Raw genomic sequence first — 18766 nt, 5'->3', positions numbered from 1 at the left:
GGCAGGATCCGGGGGCGGGGGCACTGCCTCGTCAGTCCGCGGCCGCCTCGGCCAGAAGGCCCAGCCGACGAGGAACGCGGTGGCGAGGGTGAGCGATCCGAGCACCCAGGGGTTGCCGAACTGTGCGATCACCGGTGCGAGATACGGCACCGACCCGCGCACGATCCGTGCCTCGGTGAGCGTGTACGGCATCGGATCGTCCACGGCGTTTGCATCTCCGCGCATCGTGATCACGCGTTCCGCTGCGTCGCTCCCCTCGCCGACGCTCGTGACCCGGTGCGTGATCGGCAGCGTCCCTGCCCGGTCGACCGTGACGACGTCGCCGACGGCGATCTCGGACGCGGGGATCCGCTGGACCAGTGCGACCGAACCCGCCGGGATCGTGGGCGACATCGAGCCGGTCTTGAACATCATCAGCGAGTACCCGCCCGTGAAGGCGAGCAGGGCGAACACAAGGCACACCGCTCCGCCGACGGCCGCCGCGGCCAGCAGGATGTCCCGGACGAGGCGGCCCGCCCGTGCAGCACCGCGCGAGAAGGCCGTCATCCCGTGCTCCCCGTGAGGACCCAGGTCGGCGTGAGCTGTGCGCCCTGGGCGGCCGCCGGCGCATCGGCCGGGAGCGTCAGGACGATGCAGTACGTCACGGTGGAGCCGCCGGCCGGTTCGACCTGCTGCGCGGGGAGCACCGGGATCTGGGTGAGCCCCGTCACCTCGACCCCCGGTGTGCTCGCGGTGCAGTCGGGCGGAGCGGGGTCGGTCGACGAGGTCACCGATGCCCTGACCACGAGCGCATCCCGGAGCGCCTCCTCCGGACTGCCCGCGGCGGGCTCGGTCGCGAGCGACACCCCGCTGAGGAGCACGTCTCCGTCCACCGATCCGGTCGCCTGGACCTGCACCCATGCGGCCGCACTCTCCCCCGGGAAGAGCGGCGACAGCGTCCAGCTGAGCGCCGCGGCAGCATCCTCGGGGTGCGCGGTGAAGGCACCGGCATCCGTCCGCGATGCGAGGGCGAAACTTCCCGCCGTGAACGGCGAGCCCGCCAGCTCGCTGTCCGACCAGGAGGCGAGGCTCCCCGCTGCGCCCACGCCGAGCAGGAGCGCGCACGCGAGCAGCGCCTGAACACGCGTGAGCGTCTTCAGGCCGCGAACCCGCGCCTGTCGAACCACGATGGCTGTGCCGAGGTGACTACTGCGAGACGGCGTCCCACTGCCAGACCGCGGTGCCGGTGTCGCCCTGCGTGATCGTCGCACCGGCGGTGACCTGCAGGCACAGGTAGACGATGTCGCCCGGATCCATGGTGGCGGGCACGGCCGTCCCCCCGGCGAACGCGGTCTCATCGCATCCGAAGGTCGTCGTGGACACTGCGCCGAACGTCAGCTGACCGGCGAGGTCACCCGTCACGACGGGCGCGACGGCGGTGAGTCCCGCGGGAGACGTGCTGGCCGCGGTCAGTTGCAGCGCGAAGGGCGCGTACACGACGTCGTCCGGCGCGAGGTTGTCGAAGCCGGTGCTGAACGTCAGCACCGCCGCGTCGCCCTCCACGGCGTGGTCGGCCCAGGCCGCACCGTCGGTCGATCCCTGGAATTCGAAGGTTCCTGCGGCGAAGTCGCTCGTCGCGAACTCCGAGTCGTTCCACGCGGCGAGTGTCAGCGCGGATCCCACGCCGACGACGAGCCCACCGGCGAGGACGGCGTAGATCTTTCTCCGGGTCTGAGCAGCGTGCTCAGGCCCCTCCAGAACAGTTCGTACCATGATTCCTCCTGGTCATCCTGCTCCCCCGCGTGCAGCATATACATAGGATTCATCCAGCAAAAGCCTATGTTCGACGGCGTCACCCGCCCGGGTGTGCACCTCCTCCGGGCTCCGCGGTACGGATGTCGGGAGAACGGACGGATGTCGGGAGACACGCCGCTCGTCGGGCCTGCACGCGTGCATCCGTCCGACCGGTGCTCCGCCCCCGCACTCTCGGCAGGCGCCTCTTCCCAGGCGACGGGGGTATGCTGGCCCGTTGGGTCGCTCGACCCGAATGAGTCCCGAAAGGCGGTGATGGCGATGTCCGGTGATAGTTACGACGCCGCCCTCGCTGCGTCGAGACTCCCTGCGTTCACGCGTTGACCCTCGGGTCCGCTCTCGCACGTCCTTCCCGCAGCCGTCGGCGGCGTCATCCGCCCCCTGACGAATCCGCGCACGGAGCTCTCTGCTGCCGTGCACCTGCGAGAACGGAGCCGCATCATGGCGCTCATCGACAACGGCGTGTACGTCCACGGACGTCGCGTGGAGACCCCGAAGAACCTGGACGAGACCTACCGGATGCTGGATGCCGCCGGCGGCATCGCCTGGATCGGCCTCTATCGACCCAGCCCGGAAGAGGTCGCCTCCGTCGCGCGGGAGTTCGACCTGCACCCCCTCGCTGTCGAGGATGCACTCTCGGGGCACCAGCGCTCGAAGGTGGAGCGCTACGGCGACACCCTTTTCGCCGTGCTGCGGCCGGCCCGCTACCGCGACAAGGAGGAGTCGATCGAGTTCGGCGAACTGCACCTGTTCGTCGGCCCCGACTTCGTGGTGACGATCCGGCACGCCGAGTCGCCGAACCTCGCTGCCGTGCGTATGCGCATGGAGGCCAACCCCGAACTGCTCGCGATGGGCCCCGAGGCGGTGCTCTACGCGATCCTCGATGAGGTCGTCGACGGGTACGAGCCGATCGTGGCGGGTCTGCTGAACGACATCGACGAGATCGAGGACGAACTCTTCGGCGACGGCGATGACGACAGCGCGCTCTCCCGCCGTATCTACGAGCTCTCCCGCGAGGTCATCAACTTCCAGCGGGCCGTGCATCCCCTGAGCGGGATGCTGGAGTGGCTGCGCCGCGGGTCGGAGAAGTACCGCATCGACGAGGAGCTGCAGCGGTCGCTGCGCGATGTGCTCGACCACACGATCCGCGTCAACGAGCGGGTCGACTCGTTCCGGGCGATCCTCGAGAACGCGCTGACCGTGCACTCCGCGCTGGTCGCCCGCCGCCAGACCGAGGCCGGGCTGGCGCAGAACGACGAGATCAAGAAGATCTCCTCCTGGGCGGCGATCATCTTCGCGCCGACGCTGGTCGGCACGGTGTACGGCATGAACTTCGACGTGATGCCCGAGCTGCACTGGGCCTTCGGGTATCCGATGGCGATCGGTGCGATGGCCGCGTTCGCCGTCGCGCTCTACGGGGTCTTCCGCTACAAGAAGTGGCTGTAGCGCCACCGCGACGGGCGGAGAACTCGCCGTCGGGCGGAGGATCCAGGTGCATTCTTCCGCCCGACGCGGAGTTCTCCGCCTGCATCCGAGCTGCAACACATTCACCTGTGTGGCGCATCTCAGAGTATTGATATTGCGGCTCTCAGCACACTGGTTCAATAGCGCACGTCGGGCTAGCTTCGAGGAGCGCCAGGGATCGCTGGCGCTCCTACTGACCCCAGGGTGAGGTTCGAAGTCGTGATGTCAGGCATTCCCAGATTGAGCATGGCTGCTGCTTGTGTCGCGCTCAGCCTGGCGTCATTGACCGCCTGCTCGCCTGGTGGGTCAACACCCGACGCCTCCATCGCCGAAGGGGACGTTCCGCGCTTCACGGGCACCTATGCGGACGAGTACCGAGAGACGTGGCTGAGTGCCGATATCGACTTTGTCCGCGATGTGATCCGCGATGAGGAGATCACCGAACAAGAGTGGGCGGAGGTGGTCAAGCGCTTCGACGATTGCCTCGATGAGCACGACATCGAACTCGTGGAGTACGAAGAGGACGGCGCCTACGGTGTCGAACGCGGCGCCGGTCTCTCGGACGAACGCGTGCAGGACGCGATGAAGGAATGCGAAGGCGAATCCGGCGAGACGGTACTCGGCCGCCTGTGGCACAGCCAGCGGCAGAATCCGAGCAACCGCGACCCCAATGAACTCATCTACGACTGCCTCATCCGCTTAGGCGCTCTCGATCCGTCATACTCTCTGGAGAATTATCTTCGCGACAATCCAGAATTCGCATTCCCCTTCCTCACCGATGAAGGCCCCGACCTCTACGCCACGTGTTCGAGTGCGCCACTGACCACAGCGGGCGACCGGCGGATCAGTTCGCACTGATCGCTGAAGGTGGCAAAGGCGCGGTGGCCGTCCTCGCTGGCTGCATCGCGGGGGCATGGGCGATGGCGGCGGGATGCGGCAGCGGCACTTCTTCGCCTGCTTCAAGGGTCGAATCTCATACGCTCAGACCGCGAACTCAGTCGCGGGCTGGATCCAGCACACGCTGACCTCGCAAGCCGAGGCATAGGAGCAAAATGAACGACCAGCGCAGCGCGCAACCGCAGATCGGTGACAACCTGGCGTGGGTGAGTCTCTTCGTGGCGGTCGTGTCTGCGCTGGTCGTTCTGGCACGGACCCTCGAGATCGCGGGCTGCTCCGGTCACTGCGACTACCCGACACTCGAGACCGTAACCCGCGGATTCTGGATGACTGACCTGATCGTCTTCATCGTCACCACAGGCGCGTACTTCTTCACGAGATCTCGACTCCGTTTGGCCTGGCTTTTCCCGGCAGCGGGCATCACGATCACACTGATCGCCCTCCTCATCACGAATCTCGTGATGAACGGCGCGCTGAACCTCGGATAGTCGCCTGCCCTCAAGAGCGTGGACGGTCGGGGCCTGACCTCGCGCGCATCGTTCGGACCACGACCGGAAGAACGACCATCCCGAGCACCCAGAACACCGCACCCCAGATCAGCGCGTCACCGATGAAGGGCAGCCACTCGTACGAAGTCGGATAGGGGATGCCGGTGCGACCGGTGAGCCGCAGGGCGACGTCGGCCGGATACGCCGTGAAGGGATTCGACGAGTGGTCCTGCGTGATCCAGGTCAGCGGAAACCCGAACGGCACGGATGAGAGGTCGGCATCGGATACCACGGACACGCGTTGCGCGGTCGTGATCCACCACGTCACCACGACGCCGACCGCCGCCGCGCCGACCGCGGACAGCAGGATGCTCCCCCGCCCCGGGCGGCGAGATGCGAGCGGTGAGGCCGAGCGAGAAGCGGCGATGTCTTCCACGCGACGAGATCAGTCGTCGGCGCGGCTGATCTCGTCGAGCAGATCGTCGAGGGTGTCGAAGTCGACGGTCTCGGTGCCGTCGAGCTCGCGCACCTCGACGCCCTCGACCTCGAGCTCCTCGTCGAGCTGCACGAGGATCCGCGAGTCCGGGAACTGCTTCGGCGCGAGGAACGCGAGCAGCACGGCATCGGCGAAGACGACGACCGATGTCGCCTCGAGGTCGTCGCGCAGGTCGATCTGCTCGATGACGGGCTCGTCATCGACGGCGTCATCGATGTCGGTGGCGACCTCGTCGACGATGGCCCGCCACCGGGACTCGCCGACCGAGAGGATGCGCGACACCGCCGCGATCAGCGCCTCGTGATCGACGTCCTCCGGGTGCTCGTCGAGTTCCGGGTCGACGTTCACGTTCACGACGGTGCCGGCCGCATCGATGCTCGCCCGTCCGTAGACGAGACCGTTCTCGGCGATCGGGTCTTCGAGCAGCCCGCTCTCGACGATGCGGGCGAGGAGCGAGTCGAGCACAGGCGAAGTCATGCCCCCAGTCTTTCGCATCCATTGCGCTACGGGGCGATCATCGTCTCAGCAGCGGCGTGAGCATCACGCCGACGGCGGTGATCCCCGCCGCGACGAACAGCACGCCCGGCGCACCGACGCCCGAATACCCGATCCCGGCGAGCACCGGACCGCAGACCGCGCCGAGGTTCAACGCCGCCGTGGCATAGGCACCGCCGAGCACCGGTGCACCTTCGGCCTCACCGACGATGCGCGCGATCAGGGCGGAGCCGACCGCGAACGACAGCAGCCCGCCGATCAGCGCCCCGAGGAACACGGCCGACACCGACGCGGCGGCGAGGCCGAAGACCACCCAGACGACGGTCGTGGCCGCGGCACCGACCACGATCCATGTGCGCGCCCAGCGGGCACCCCATCGACCGGTGGCGGCCACCCCGAGAAAGGCCCCGACCCCGAACACGGCGAGGAGCAGCGGGATCCAGGATGCCCCGACCCCGGCATCCGCCCCGATGACGGCGAGGAACGTGAACACCCCGAAGGTCGCGGCGTTCACGAGCACCGCCAGCACCACGGCCACGAGCACCGGACGACGGCGCAGCTCGGCGACCTCGGCGCGCACGTCGATCCGCGGCGAGCGCGGAACGGCGCCGAGCGTGCGGTCCAAGAGCAGCGCGACGACGGCCGGGAGGCAGAGCAGCACCACGGCCCAGAGGGTGGAACGCCATCCGAAGGCGTTCGCGAGCATCGCGCCGGCGGGGACGCCCACGATCGTCGCGAGCGTCGTGCCCGCGAGCAGGACGGCGACGGCCCTGGTCGTCTGCGCCGGCGCGACGATGCCGCGCACGGTGGCCAGCGCGATCGCCAGGAATCCGGCGTTCGCCAGGGCGGCGAGCACCCGGGTGACGAGGAGCAGTGAGAACGACGGTGCGAGCGCACCGACCACGTGCGCGGCGATGAAGATCACGAGGAGCAGCACGAGCGTCTGCCGCGGACGCCAGCGGCTGGCGAACACCGCCATCAGCGGCGCGCCCACCACCATGCCCACCGCGAAGGCGGAGGTCAGCAGGGCGGCGGTCGGAGGGTCGACGTCGAGATCGGCGGACAGGGGGAGGAGAAGACCGGCGAGCATGAACTCGCTGGTGCCCTGGGCGAAGATCGCCAGAGCGAGGACGGGGATGAGGAACGGCATGGAGCATCCAGACGCGCAGAGCCGCGGGCGCTGCGAAACGCGCCGAGCGGCGGGTGAGTGAGGTCGACGAGGATGCGGGGAGCACACGACGTGTGCTCACACCCGCGATCTAGCGTCTATCCGACTCAGGGCTCACCCGCCCAGCGTATCCGACGAGGCTCAGCCTGTCGGCATCCGCCTCCGGCCGAACAGTGGCAGGTCGGCGATCACGATCACGAAGACCAGGTAGGCGGCGCTGAACCCGACGATGCTCAGTACGGACCCACCCAGACGCAGGGCGACCTCGTAACCCTCCGCGGATCCCGCCGTCACCGCTGCCCGTGCGAAGACGCCGAGTCGCACCTGGTTCGTCACCAGGATCAGCACGGTGGAGAGGACCACCGACACGCACACCCGCACCCCGCTGACGCGGGTCGCCGCCAGGATCACACCCCCGAGCCCCCACAGCGGCGCGGCAAGGAAAGCCACCGGGGATTCGACCGCCGCGGTGAACGCGCCAGGGGTGATCGTGGGCAGCCAGAGGCGAGCGACCTCCGTTTCCAGAAAGACGACCTGCGGCACCAGGAAGACGAGCACGACAGCGGCGGCGATCAACCCCACTCCCACGAACAGCCGTACCTTCATCGCGAGCGAGGAGCGGCGAGGAGTCCGGACGCGAACGCGGGGAGGCAGCGAAGCGGTGCGTGACATCAGGCGTCCTTCGCGATCGGACCGGCCACATCGATCTCCGCGTTGCGGCGGGTCTTCGCCCACCCGTTCCGGCCCCGGACGATCCGATAGAGCGCGCGGGCACCCGTCAGATAGACGTAGTAGTCGTACACCCACATCCCGAATCCCCAGAGGACGCCCGTCCAGAATCCGGCATCGGGCTCGCTGTACCGACGGTAGAGCGGCCCCCAGATGAAGAAGGGGCCGATGCCGAAGAGGAGGAAGAGGATGGCGAGGACGGGCAGGAAGCCCCAGGGGAGGGCGAGCGCCCCGGAGACCACTCCCACGATCGCCCCGACGACCAGGGTCACAGCGGCGAGGCTGGCCACCACCTGGAAGACCGGGAGAAGCAGGTAGTAGCAGATCTCGAGAATGCCGGCGTTCGTGAGCATGGGAGATCGGACGATCTCGGGGATGTACCGGATGCACTGCATGTTCCCCTGCGCCCAGCGCGTGCGTTGGACCGTGAACCGTCGGAAATCGTGCAGCGCCTCCTGGGCGACGTAGGTGTCATGCAGGTGACGGTTCTTATGCCCCGCCAGCAGCACGTGGATGCCCAGCTCGTAGTCCTCCAGAAGAGAGCCGTGCCACGGCCTGTCGGATCTCGCGGCGATGTCGTCCAGAACCGACAGGCGCGTGAACTGGCCGTTGCCGCCGAGGCCGACGGTCTCGGTCCAGCCGCGGAGGGATTGGATCGCGGCGATCGGCCCGCGGAACTCGAGGTCCTGCATCCGGATGAGGAATCGTCCGAACGTGTTGCGGGCCCACCCGGCGTCCGGGACCGGGCGCCGATCGTCGCGGTTCTTCATGTAGACGGTGACCTGCGCCGCCCCGACTTCGGGATCTCCGAACGCGTGGGGTGAGGCGGCCTTGCGGAGGATGTTCTCGGCCACCTCGCCATCGGCATCGACGACGCACACGACGACGCGCGAACGGTCGGTGTCGGCGGGGAGGAACGCGTTCAGCGCGAAGTACGCGGCATTGAGCGCATCCCCTTTGCCGGTCCTCGCCTCGGGGCGCCGGCGCTGGACGAGGTGCACGAAGGCGTCCGCCTCGGCGGCCGACTGGACGATCGACGCGGTGCGGTCGTCGCTGTCGTCGTCGATCACCCAGACGTGTGCCTCCGGCACCGTGGAGCGGAGCATCCGGATGGTTCGCGAGATGACGACCTCCTCATCCCGGCACGGCACGAAGATGTGCCATGCGAAGGCATCCACGCGGCCATCGGGGTCCGGAGTGCGGCGGAGGAAGGGAACGATGATCATGAAGACGTAGACGAGGAACGTCAGCGTGACGATGAACGATATGGCGCTAGCGGCGACGAGCATCGCGACCTCGAACAGTGGCGGACATCCGACGACGCATCATGCACTCTCGTCACGGGCGGTCGAGACGGCGGATCGGATGTGCTCCGCGATGCGCTCCGTGGCATGGCCGTCGCCGAACGGCGACGGCAGGGCATCGAGGTCGGCGAGGGTGCGGGTCACCGTCGAGAGCAGGGCGGAGGTCTCTGTCGCGAGGGTCTGCGGGGTGACCAGACGGGTGAAGGAACCGAGCGCCTCGGGACGTTCGGTCGAGTCCCGGACCACGAGGACCGGGCGCCCGAGCACCGTCGCCTCCTCCTGGATGCCGCCGGAATCGGAGACCAGCACGGCGGCGTGCGAAGCGAGCGCGAGGAATCGCTCGTAGGTGTATGGCTCTTCGGCGATCAGCGCGTCGAGCAGGTGCTCCGCGTCGAGTGCCCTCAGCATCGCCCGGGTCCGCGGGTGCACGGGGAAGACGACCGGCCACCCCGATGCGGCGATGTCGTTGAGTGCGTGCAGCGTCGCGAAGAGGTTGTCCGCAGAATCGACGTTCTCCTGCCGGTGCAGGGTCGCGAGCACGTATTCCGCAGGCTCGACATCGATGCGCTCCAGCTCGTCGACGTCAGGGCCGGCGGCGGCGCGCTGCGTGCGGACGGCTTCGACCACGGGATTCCCGGTCACATGGATGCGCTCCTCGTCGATGCCCTCCGCGAGCAGGTTGGCGCGGTTCGCCTGGGTCGCCGCGAACAGGTCGTCGGCGATGTGGTCGACCATGATCCGGTTGTGCTCTTCGGGCATCCGGCGATCGTTGGCGCGCAGCCCCGCTTCGACGTGCCCGAGCCGCACACCCGAGGCGTTCGCGGCGAGCGCGGCCGCGATCGTGGCATTCGTGTCTCCCTGCACGACGACGTAGCTCGGCTCGACCTCGTCGATCGCCTGCGCGATCTGCTCGGCCCCGCGGCCGATCTGCGCGGCCCGCGGGAGCCCGCCCACACGAAGCTGGCGGTGCACCCGCGTGATTCCGCACGATTTCAGGAACACGGCCGACATGTCGCGGTCATAATGCTGACCGGTGTGGACGACGTAGGCGGCATCGCCGAGGCTGCGGACCAGCGGGGCGAGCTTGACGATCTCGGGACGGGTTCCGAACACGATCATCACCGAGGACTTCGGCAGGTGGGCGGGCGCGGTCGGTGTCGAGCACTTGTTCATGGGTACCTCGATCGGCCCCCGGGAGGCTTCCCGTGGCCGACGTGATGAGTGATTTCCGGTGGGTCCGGACCGACAGTACGTGTCGCCGCGTCCGCCCAGCGCGTGGATCCGGGCACGTATATCGACGTTCCGGCATTCGTCGACGGGAGCTGCTCCGCCGATAGGCTCGAGCCGTGTCGAACGCCGCATCCTCCGCCCCCGCATCCGCCGCCTCCGAGCTCGGTCGCCTCGCCGCCGCTCTGGCCGATCCGGCTCCGCTGAACTGGATCATCACGGGCGACTCGATCACGCACGGCCTGGTGCACACCCAGGGCGGGCGCAGCTATCCGGAGCACCTGCACGAGCTGATCCGCGGCGAGCGGGAGCGCGTGCGCGACATCGTGCTGAACACGGCGATCAGCGGCAACCGCATCGTCGACCTGCTCGATGACTGGGACCGCCGCGTCGCGTCCTGGCGGCCGGATGTGGTCACCCTCATGATCGGCACCAACGACGCCTCGGACGGCGGCCCCCGCGAGGTGATCTCGGCGGCGGACTACGCCGCATCGCTGCGGGACTTCGTGGCGCGGGTGCGCGCGCTCGGGGCGATCCCCGTGCTGCAGACCCCGCCGGCGATCGACACCCGCAATGCCCCGGAGCGCGCGCGGATCGGCGAGTTCGCCCAGGCCGTGCGCGAGGTCGCCGCGAGCGAAGACGTGATCCTCGTCGACCAGTTCGCGCGCTTCGCCGAGCTCGGCGCGGGCGGAGTCCCCTGGGGACTCATGAACGACCCGTTCCACCCGAGCGCGACCGGCCACGCCGCCCTGGCCCTCGAACTCGCGAACGTGCTCGGCCTCCGCCCCGACGGGCCTCGTGCGCGCACGCACGCTCTGCTCGAAGGGCTCGTCGCCACGGCCCGCGTCAACGGCTGAACACGCCCCGCCGACGGGTCGCCCTGCCGGGGTGAAATCACTCTGGACGCCGGACTCAGCGCACCACTAGGTTGAGCGCATTCGCACTCGACAGTGAGGTGGGGCATGTCGCACGTCGTCGCAACAGGGGCCGGGAAGGCCATGATGGAGCGTCGGACCGATCCGACGCACGACTACATCCTCGAGCTGACCGGCAAGGAGCGACCCCGGGTCCTCTTCGTCGGCACGGCGACCGGCGATGATGCCGCGTACATCCTGAGCTTCTATTCCACGTACGACTCGGACCGGTGCGCGCCGCACCATCTGCCGCTGTTCCACCGGGCGGTGGACGACCTCGCGGGCTTCGTGAAGGGCTTCGACGTGATCCACGTCGGCGGCGGCAACACCGCGAACATGCTCGACGTGTGGAAGCGGCAGGGCCTGGACGAGATCATGCGCGAGATGTGGGAGGACCCCGACTCGAACGTCGTGTTCACCGGAGGCAGCGCCGGCGGCATCTGCTGGTTCGAGGGCGGCACGACCGACAGCTACGGTCCGACCCTGCAGGTGCTGCCCGAGGGGCTCGGCTTCCTGCACGGCAGCTTCTGCCCGCACTACGACGCCGAGGATCAGCGGCGTCCGCTCTTCCACGCCTCGCTGTTGAGCGGCGAGCTCTCGACCGGATACGCGGTCGGCAACCTGCAGTCGCTGCACTTCGAGAACTCCGAGTTCGTCACCGCGATCAGCCCGGTCGAGGATGCTCTGGCGCTGCGGGTCGAGGCGATCGACGGGAAGATCGTCGAGACGCAGCTCGCGACGAAGGTACTCACGGGGAACGCCCCGATCGTGAAGGGACCGTCGTCATGAACGACAACGTGTGGATCCTCATCGCGCAGCTGATCGTCGTCATCGGCGCGATCTACATGGGCACCCGCACGAGCGGGATCGGCCTCGGTGTCTGGGGCCTGGTCGGCGTGGCCGTGCTCATCTTCGTGTTCGGCGAAGCGCCGGGCAACGCCCCGGTCGACGCGGTCTTCATCGTCATCACGGTCATCACCGCGGCGTCCACCATGCAAGCGGCCGGCGGCATCGACTGGATGGTCTCGGTCGCGGCGAAGGTGATCAGACGCAAGCCGAAATCGGTCGTGTTCCTCGCCCCGGCGATGTCGTTCCTCTTCACGGTCGGCGCCGGTACGGGGAACATCTTCTACCCGCTGCTGCCCGTGATCTACGACGTCTCGTACCAGCAGAAGATCCGCCCCGAGCGGGCGCTGTCGGTCTCGGCCGTCGCCTCGCAGGTCGGCATCCTGTGCTCTCCCGTCTCGGCAGCGACCGCCTCGATGGTCGTGCTGCTCGCGCCGCAGGGCGTCGACCTCGGCCAGCTGCTGCTCATCATGTGGCCGGCCTCCATCGCCGGGCTGTTCGTCGCCGCGCTCGTCATGATGCGCCACGGCAAGGACCTCGAGGACGACCCGGAGTTCCAGCGCCGTCTGAAGGAGGGGCAGATCAAGCCGCCGCAGACCGACGCGCACGAGAACAAGCTTCCGAAGACCGCCGTGCTCTCGGCCACGCTCTTCCTCATCGGCGTCGGGGTGATCGTGTTCTTCGGCCTGTTCGAGGGACTGCGCCCCGTGATCGGCACCGACGACGCCGGCGACCCGGTGCGTCTCAGTGTCACGGTCATCATCGAGGTCACGATGGGCATCATCGCCGCCCTGATCTTCGTCTTCTGCAAGGTCAAGGCCGCCGACGTCCCCAAGCAGCCCACGTTCCCCGCCGGCATCGTCGGTGCGATCGCCCTCTTCGGTATCGCGTGGCTCGCCAACACGTTCGTCGCGGCGAACCAGACGCTCATCGTCGACGGGCTCGGATCCGTCGTCTCCGGATCGTCGGCGTTCCTCGGGGCACTGCTGTTCGCAATGGCGCTGTTCGCGGTCGCGATGCTCACCACCAGCCAATCGAGTGCGACCAATGCGATCGTCCCGATCGGCATCACGATCGGGCTCCCGGCGCCGCTGCTGGTGGGACTGTGGCCCTCGACGATGGGCATCTACACCCTGCCCGCCAACGGCAGCCAGGTCGCCACCGTCGCCTTCGACCAGACCGGCACGACGAAGATGGGCAAGTACGTCTTCGACCACTCGTTCCAGCTGCCGAACCTCGTCTACGTGGGCGTCGCCATCGTCGTCGGGGTGGGCCTCTCCTTCCTCATCAGCTGACATGACCGACACCGTCGACCGTTCGGCGCTCCGCCAGTTCCTGCTCGGGCTGGCGCAGGGGATGAACGCGTCGGCGGAGTCCGTCGACCGCATCCGCGACACGCTCACCGACGTGGCGCGGGCCTACGGCGGCGACGACACGGACTTCGTCGTGCTGCCGACGATCATCCTCGTCGAGACCGGCGAGTCGGATGAGTCCAGGGTCGCCATCCGCTCGGCGACCAACGCCTCGTTCCGGTTCGATCAGATCGCCGCGCTGTACGACCTGATCGGCGAAGCACGGACCGGTGCGGTCCCGCCGCTCGACGGCATCCGCCGGCTGAACGAGATCGGGGCGATGCGGCCGCGACTCGGCTGGTTCACCCGCACGCTCGGACACGGCGTGCTCACCGCCGGTCTCGCACTGCTCCTGGCCCCGACCTGGCAGGGCGTGATCGTCGCGTTCATCCTCGGCTTCGGGATCGGACTGCTGAAGCTCGTGCGGTCCCCGACCCTGCAGCTGATCCTGCCGATCGCGGCGGCCTTCGTGTGCGCGGGCGCCGTCTTCCTCCTCGCCGAGGTGATCGAGATCGGCGACCCCATCCGTCTGCTGATCGCGCCGCTGGTGACCTTCCTGCCCGGAGGCGTGCTCACCACCGCGACCGTCGAACTCGCCGCGGGGCAGATGATCTCAGGGGCCGCGCGTCTCGTCTACGGTTTCGTGCAGCTCGCGCTGCTGGCCTTCGGCATCCTCGCCGCCGGTGCGGTCGTCGGGGTGGAGTCGCGGTCATACGAGCCGCTCCCCGCCTCCGCTTTCCTTCCCTGGTGGGTCGGCTTCCTCGGTGTCCTCGTGTTCGCGGTCGGCAACTACCTGCACTTCTCCGCGCCCGCCTCGACCTTCGGATGGGTGCTCCTCGCGCTGGTCGTCGCGTACGTCGGCCAGTGGGCGGGGACCGAGTTCATCGACCCCACGATCGGCGGTTTCGTGGGAGCCGTCGCCGTCACCCCGGTCGTGTTCTGGATCGCAGGCCTACGCCACGGGGCTCCGTCGCAACTCACGTTCCTCCCCGCGTTCTGGCTGCTCGTGCCGGGGGCTGCCGGGCTCGTGGGCCTCACCGAGGCGTTCGCGACCGACAACGGGCTCGCCGACTTCACGGCGGCGCTCACCTCGATCATGTCGATCGCCCTCGGCGTGCTGATCGGCACCGCGCTGTACCGGGTGGTGCATCACGGGGCCGAGGAGTTCGTGCAGTTCGCCGTGGCGCTGCCCGCCGCACCGGAAGCGGAAAGGGAGCCGACCGTCTGGTCGCGGCTCACCGAGCCCTGGCGGCGGCTGGGCCTGAACCGGGCGGATCGCCGGAGGTAGGCGACGCGGACCGGCTAGCGGGCCACGCCGGCCCGCGTCAGGAGCCGCCGGACGATCGCCTCTTCGTGCCTTCTCTCTTCGTGCTGGCGTTGGCCACGATGCATCTGCGTCCACCGACGCGTCGGGAGCACAAGACGGTGAACGCGTGATCGCGATCGAGACCTAGACAAGAGCCCCCAGGATCGCTTCGACGTCGTCCATGTCGCGCCGGTCGCGGAGCTCCGCAAGCTAGAGCGTCTTCTTCGCCTTGTGAAGCAGGCCCTTCACCTCGTCTTGGTCGAGATCGCCGAACTCCTTCGCGCTCTCAGCGATGAACGCCGTTCGTCGAGCATGGATCTTGTCCCGATAAGCCAAAACGTCCGAAAGCAGGAGCTTTCGCCTCACGGTACCCGGCACGTGCGCCGGCAGCTCTCCGGTCTCGACCAGCTGCACGACAGTCGGTCGGCTGATGCCGAGTATCTCGCCAGCCTGCTGTGTCGTGACCTGCTGGTCGCTAGCAGCGATGCGCACAGACTGTCCTCGGTTCAGAGCCTCGACCGCCTGCTTCAGTACTCCGTAGAGCTGCTCGTTGATCTCGACACGATCGTGTTCGCCGGAGCCGCTGAGGAAGAACTGAGGTCGCGCTGCTTCTCCGTGCTGCGGACCATGCGCAGCTTCGTGCTCTTCCATAAAACGCAGGAGCGAAGCAATACTCGCGGCGTGACCCGGCTCGGGGGAGACAGTGGTGTTCTGCACTCGCGCGGTCATTGCGATCCTCCTCCAGAATCATCGGCACCCGACGATGCGATGAACCACTCACTCTATCTCGAAAACAAAAGTTGCGAAAGTTACGAAAGTTGCAACTTGGCCCCGAGCGTGACGCGCGGCCCACGCGACGGCGGCGGGGAGCGTGCCGAATGGCATGTTCCCCGCCGTCTGCGTTTTGCCGCGCAGCGCTACTGCCGCGACCCGATCTCGTCGATCGGACGGGTGCGCATGGCCGCGGTGGTTCCCGCCCACAGCGCCACGAACGCGAAGGCTCCCATGGCGCCGATGATGGTCAGCGACCCGAGCACCGGCAGCGCGGGAATCGGCTGACCCGAGATGCCCATGCTCACCCCGATGAGCGGAGGGATCGCGACCACGACGCCGAACACCATGCCGATCGCGGCCACCAGCATGGCTTCGATCCGCATCATCGAGCGCACCTGACCACGGGACGAGCCGATCAGCTGCATCAGGGCGAACTCCCGTGAGCGCTCCCCGGTCGCCATCACGAGGGTGTTCACTACGGCGATCGCGATGTAGCCGAGGATCACCAGCAGCGCGATGAGGTTCACCCAGCCCTGCTGCGACTGCGCACCCGCGCCCGCTGCCTCCTGTCCGGAGCCGTCGCTGACGACGAAGCCGCGATCTGTCAGCGCCGCGCGCACGTCGTCGACCGCCCCCGCCTCGACCGTCGCGAGCGCGAACGCATCGAGACCGGCCGTGGTGTGCGCCCTCACGTCATCCGCGGACATGGTGAGGTCGCCGAATCCGAGACCGCGCTCGTACACCGCGACGACCGTGGCCTCCCACGGCGAACCGTCGCCGAGGTGGCCGGTGACCGTGCTGCCGATGTCGAGCCCGAGGCTCTGGGCGGCATCCGTGCTCACGGCCACCGTCGTGGCGCCGTCGAGGTCGGTGAGCGCCCCCTCACGCACGCGCAGGTCGAGGCTCTGCGCCGCTCGCTCCGGATCGATGCCCTGCAGCACGTGCTCGTCGCGCTCGAGTTTCCCCTCGAAATCGTAGGAATCGATCACTGCGGCGCTGAGCGCGACGCCCGACGCCTCGGTCACACCCGGGGTCTCGCGGATCACCTCGACCGCCTCCGGCGTGAGCCCGGTCGGCGCCGTCACCCGCAGGTCGGCGATGACTCCGGCGGTGGCCTGCGTCGCGGCCTCGGCGGCGATGATCGACGGGGCCCCGATCTGCACGAGTCCCAGCCCGATGCCGAGAGCGATCGGCAGGATGGCCGAGGCCAGACGCCGACTGTTCGCCGCGGCATTCGCCGAAGCCAGGAAGCCCGCGGACGACAGCCGCCGCAGCACGCTGCCGATCAGGCGCATGCTCAGCGACACGAGCCACGGGCCGAGCATGGCGAGCGCGATGATGAGCAGCATCACCGCACCGGCCGCGGCGCCCGCCGCGATCTGACCACGCACCACGAGCGGCACCGTTGACACCGAGATGCCGGCAGCGGCGAGCACGATCCCGATGATGATCCGTGTCAGACCGATCGCGGGAGCACCCGTCGCCGACTCGCGCAGCGCCTCGACCGGGTCGAGCTTCGCAACCCTCGAGGCCGCGATGCGCGCCGCGCCCCAGGCGGCGGCGAGCACGAGCAGCACCGCGCCGACCGCGGGAAGCGGACTGAAGGCGAGGGCGAAGTCGCCGGGGATGACGCCTCCCGTGACGAACGCCGACTGCAGCACAGTCGACAGCAGGTATCCGGGCGCGATACCCAGCAGCGCGGCGACCGCCGACACCCACAGCACCTCGCGGGCCACGAGCGAATGCACCTGCGATGGACTCGCGCCGACCGCCCGCAACAGCGCATAGTCCCGTCGACGCGACTGCACCGACAGCGACAGCGTGCCCGCCACGATGAACATCGCCACGAGGATGCAGGTGCCCACGAAGGCGCTGCCGATGGCGACGAGCATCGAACGCGCCGCCCCGGAGTCGAGGAACTCCACATCGCCACGGGCGTCTCCCGTGCGGGCGACCAGGCCGGGGAAAGCCTCGCGGATCGCGGTGGCCGTCTGCTCGGGGTCGTTCCCGGCGACGAAGACACCCAGCGCCTGCGCGGCACCGCCATGCGGGTCGAGTCGACCGATGCGCTGCTCCGTGAGGAACACGTGTGCGCTCCGCTCCGGTGCCGCGGGGGCTGCGACCTCCCCGACGACGCGGTACTCCGACGGGATGCCGCCGTGAGCTAGGACGACCGTGCCACCCACGGCCTGGCCGCTGCCCGTAGTGACGACGACCTCGTCGGCCGCCGCGGGTTCCCGCCCCTCGCGCAGTTCGAAACCGGTCAGCGCCGTGGCCTCCCACGGGTGCGCCTCGACGACGGCGGGCGCAGCGGCATCGGCATCCGCATCCGTACCTGCGCCCTGCAGCACGAGCGGAACGGTCACGTCGGCCACGACGCGGTCGACCCCCGGCAGCGCGGCGATGTCACGCGCCGCGTCGGCGGGCAGCGACGCGCGCTCCCGCAACGGAACGGGGAGGCCCTCCGGCACGTCCACCTGCTGCGGCGCGCCCACGACCACATCCACCGCGGCATAGCGTTCGGGGGCGAGCCCGCCGCGCATGCCGGATTCGACGAGCACGCCGAGGCCCGTCACCAGAGCGCTCGCGACGAACACGGCGACCGCGACTCCGACGAAACTCCGACGGTGGTGGCGAAGATCCGCTCGGACGAGTCGACCCAAGCCCAGCGGCCCCGACATCACCACTCCCCCAATGCGCTCATGCGGTCGTTGATCTGCGCGGGGTCGGCGCCGTCGAGGTAGCCCGCGAAGGCGCCGTCGGCGAGGAAGATCACGCGATCGGCGTGCGATGCCACGACGGGATCGTGCGTCACGACCACGACAGTCTGGTTCAGCTCCCGAGCCGTGTGAGCGAGCAGATCGAGCACCTGCTTGCCCGAGCGCGAGTCGAGCGCGCCGGTCGGCTCGTCGCCGAACACCACGTGCGGTCGGGTGATGAGGGCGCGCGCGATCGCCACCCGCTGCTGCTGGCCACCGGAGAGTTCGGAGGGGCGGCGGTGACGGAACTCCGCGAGCCCCACCGCGTCGAGCAGGAAGTCGAGCCACCGCGCCTCCAGGCTCCGGCCGCCGAGCCGCAGCGGGAGGGTGATGTTGTCCTCGACGTTCAGGGCCGGCAGCAGGTTGTACGCCTGGAACACGAAGCCCACGTGGTCGCGCCGGAAGGCGGTGAGTTGACGTGCCTTCAGGCTCGAGATCTCGCTTCCGCCGAGGTGGACGGTGCCGCTGCTGGGCCGGTCGAGTCCCGCAGCACTGTGCAGCAACGTGCTCTTGCCCGAGCCGGAGGGGCCCATGATCGCGGTGAAGGTGCCCTTCGCGATGGCGAGGTTCACGCCGCGGAGGGCGGTGACGCGGCTGGCGCCTGCGCCGTAGGTCTTGACGACGGACTGCAGGCGCAGCGCTTCGGCGGGGCCCGCATCGACGGCGGGGGCGAGTGGTGTGGAGGTCATGATTCGACGCTAGGGACGGCCGATCCGGCATCCCATCCCGCCCGCTGCCGCATCGATGGTGGTGCTG

The 18766-nt window shown here is 68.8% G+C and carries 19 protein-coding genes; 7 read left to right on the top strand and 12 right to left on the bottom strand.

The window, feature by feature from the left end; translation table 11 throughout:
- The 3 genes from GZ67_RS0103245 to GZ67_RS20030 form a co-directional block, all read right to left on the bottom strand.
- A partial coding sequence (locus GZ67_RS0103245) for a signal peptidase I (RefSeq protein ID WP_081859862.1) occupies positions 1 to 546 on the bottom strand: 546 nt, incomplete at its 3' end.
- The gene (locus GZ67_RS20035; RefSeq protein ID WP_051662308.1) at positions 543 to 1166 is read right to left on the bottom strand and encodes a SipW-dependent-type signal peptide-containing protein; all 624 of its coding nucleotides are present in this window, start codon (positions 1164 to 1166) and stop codon (positions 543 to 545) included. The genes GZ67_RS0103245 and GZ67_RS20035, both read right to left, overlap by 4 nt.
- 19 nt (positions 1167 to 1185) lie before the next feature.
- Positions 1186 to 1752, bottom strand: coding sequence for a SipW-dependent-type signal peptide-containing protein (locus GZ67_RS20030; protein WP_029263175.1), 567 nt, complete (start codon positions 1750 to 1752; stop codon positions 1186 to 1188).
- A gap of 480 nt (positions 1753 to 2232) precedes the next feature.
- On the opposite strand from GZ67_RS20030, the gene GZ67_RS0103230 reads away from it, so the two are divergent.
- The 3 genes from GZ67_RS0103230 to GZ67_RS0103215 all read left to right on the top strand — a co-directional run bounded on the left by GZ67_RS0103230 (position 2233) and on the right by GZ67_RS0103215 (position 4640).
- The gene (locus GZ67_RS0103230; RefSeq protein ID WP_029263176.1) at positions 2233 to 3237 is read left to right on the top strand and encodes a magnesium and cobalt transport protein CorA; all 1005 of its coding nucleotides are present in this window, start codon (positions 2233 to 2235) and stop codon (positions 3235 to 3237) included.
- A 237-nt stretch (positions 3238 to 3474) separates the two neighbouring features.
- Positions 3475 to 4113 (top strand): hypothetical protein, encoded by a 639-nt coding sequence (locus GZ67_RS0103225; RefSeq protein WP_136025700.1) that lies wholly within the window; start codon positions 3475 to 3477, stop codon positions 4111 to 4113.
- A 194-nt stretch (positions 4114 to 4307) separates the two neighbouring features.
- Complete coding sequence (locus tag GZ67_RS0103215) at positions 4308 to 4640, top strand: hypothetical protein (protein WP_029263178.1); 333 nt, start codon at positions 4308 to 4310, stop codon at positions 4638 to 4640.
- Positions 4641 to 4650: 10 nt separating this feature from the next.
- Here the strand turns inward: GZ67_RS0103215 and GZ67_RS0103210 are convergent, their stop codons facing one another.
- From GZ67_RS0103210 to wecB, 6 genes are all read right to left on the bottom strand, one after another.
- Entirely contained in the window at positions 4651 to 5076 is a 426-nt protein-coding gene (locus GZ67_RS0103210) for a hypothetical protein (RefSeq protein ID WP_029263179.1), read from the bottom strand.
- 9 nt (positions 5077 to 5085) lie between these two features.
- Positions 5086 to 5613, bottom strand: a complete 528-nt coding sequence (locus GZ67_RS0103205) for a hypothetical protein (RefSeq protein ID WP_029263180.1) — start codon at positions 5611 to 5613, stop codon at positions 5086 to 5088.
- Between the two features lie 37 nt (positions 5614 to 5650).
- Positions 5651 to 6781: an MFS transporter gene (locus GZ67_RS0103200; protein ID WP_029263181.1), complete on the bottom strand. Its 1131-nt coding sequence runs from the start codon at positions 6779 to 6781 to the stop codon at positions 5651 to 5653.
- Positions 6782 to 6940: 159 nt separating this feature from the next.
- A complete protein-coding gene (locus GZ67_RS0103195; protein ID WP_029263182.1) occupies positions 6941 to 7471 on the bottom strand; it encodes a hypothetical protein in 531 nt (176 codons plus the stop codon).
- A complete protein-coding gene (locus tag GZ67_RS0103190) occupies positions 7471 to 8817 on the bottom strand; it encodes a glycosyltransferase (RefSeq protein WP_029263183.1) in 1347 nt (448 codons plus the stop codon). Before GZ67_RS0103190 ends, GZ67_RS0103195 begins: the two co-directional genes overlap by 1 nt.
- 36 nt (positions 8818 to 8853) lie before the next feature.
- Positions 8854 to 10005, bottom strand: a complete 1152-nt coding sequence (gene wecB, locus GZ67_RS0103185) for a non-hydrolyzing UDP-N-acetylglucosamine 2-epimerase (RefSeq protein WP_029263184.1) — start codon at positions 10003 to 10005, stop codon at positions 8854 to 8856.
- Positions 10006 to 10178: 173 nt separating this feature from the next.
- On the opposite strand from wecB, the gene GZ67_RS0103180 reads away from it, so the two are divergent.
- The 4 genes from GZ67_RS0103180 (at position 10179) to GZ67_RS0103165 (ending at position 14459) form a co-directional block, all read left to right on the top strand.
- Positions 10179 to 10916, top strand: coding sequence for an SGNH/GDSL hydrolase family protein (locus GZ67_RS0103180; protein WP_029263185.1), 738 nt, complete (start codon positions 10179 to 10181; stop codon positions 10914 to 10916).
- A 105-nt stretch (positions 10917 to 11021) separates the two neighbouring features.
- Entirely contained in the window at positions 11022 to 11762 is a 741-nt protein-coding gene (locus GZ67_RS0103175) for a peptidase E (protein ID WP_029263186.1), read from the top strand.
- Positions 11759 to 13114, top strand: a complete 1356-nt coding sequence (locus GZ67_RS0103170) for an anaerobic C4-dicarboxylate transporter family protein (RefSeq protein ID WP_029263187.1) — start codon at positions 11759 to 11761, stop codon at positions 13112 to 13114. The genes GZ67_RS0103175 and GZ67_RS0103170 overlap by 4 nt, the downstream gene beginning before the upstream one ends.
- 1 nt (position 13115) lies before the next feature.
- A complete protein-coding gene (locus GZ67_RS0103165; RefSeq protein ID WP_051662307.1) occupies positions 13116 to 14459 on the top strand; it encodes a threonine/serine ThrE exporter family protein in 1344 nt (447 codons plus the stop codon).
- 228 nt (positions 14460 to 14687) lie between these two features.
- Here GZ67_RS0103165 and GZ67_RS0103160 read toward each other — a convergent pair whose 3' ends face one another.
- The 3 genes from GZ67_RS0103160 to GZ67_RS0103150 form a co-directional block, all read right to left on the bottom strand.
- On the bottom strand, positions 14688 to 15206 hold the full coding sequence (locus GZ67_RS0103160; RefSeq protein WP_029263189.1) for a helix-turn-helix domain-containing protein: 519 nt from the start codon (positions 15204 to 15206) through the stop codon (positions 14688 to 14690).
- Between the two features lie 188 nt (positions 15207 to 15394).
- Entirely contained in the window at positions 15395 to 17932 is a 2538-nt protein-coding gene (locus tag GZ67_RS0103155; RefSeq protein ID WP_036303904.1) for an ABC transporter permease, read from the bottom strand.
- Positions 17932 to 18699: an ABC transporter ATP-binding protein gene (locus tag GZ67_RS0103150; protein ID WP_036303906.1), complete on the bottom strand. Its 768-nt coding sequence runs from the start codon at positions 18697 to 18699 to the stop codon at positions 17932 to 17934. The genes GZ67_RS0103155 and GZ67_RS0103150 overlap by 1 nt, the downstream gene beginning before the upstream one ends.
- Positions 18700 to 18766: the final 67 nt, after the last annotated feature.

This window comes from Microbacterium sp. Cr-K20 (assembly GCF_000708325.1).
Lineage (GTDB): Bacteria > Actinomycetota > Actinomycetes > Actinomycetales > Microbacteriaceae > Microbacterium.
Note: the sequence above shows the minus strand (reverse complement) of the source record. Positions and strands in the feature narration are given on the sequence as shown.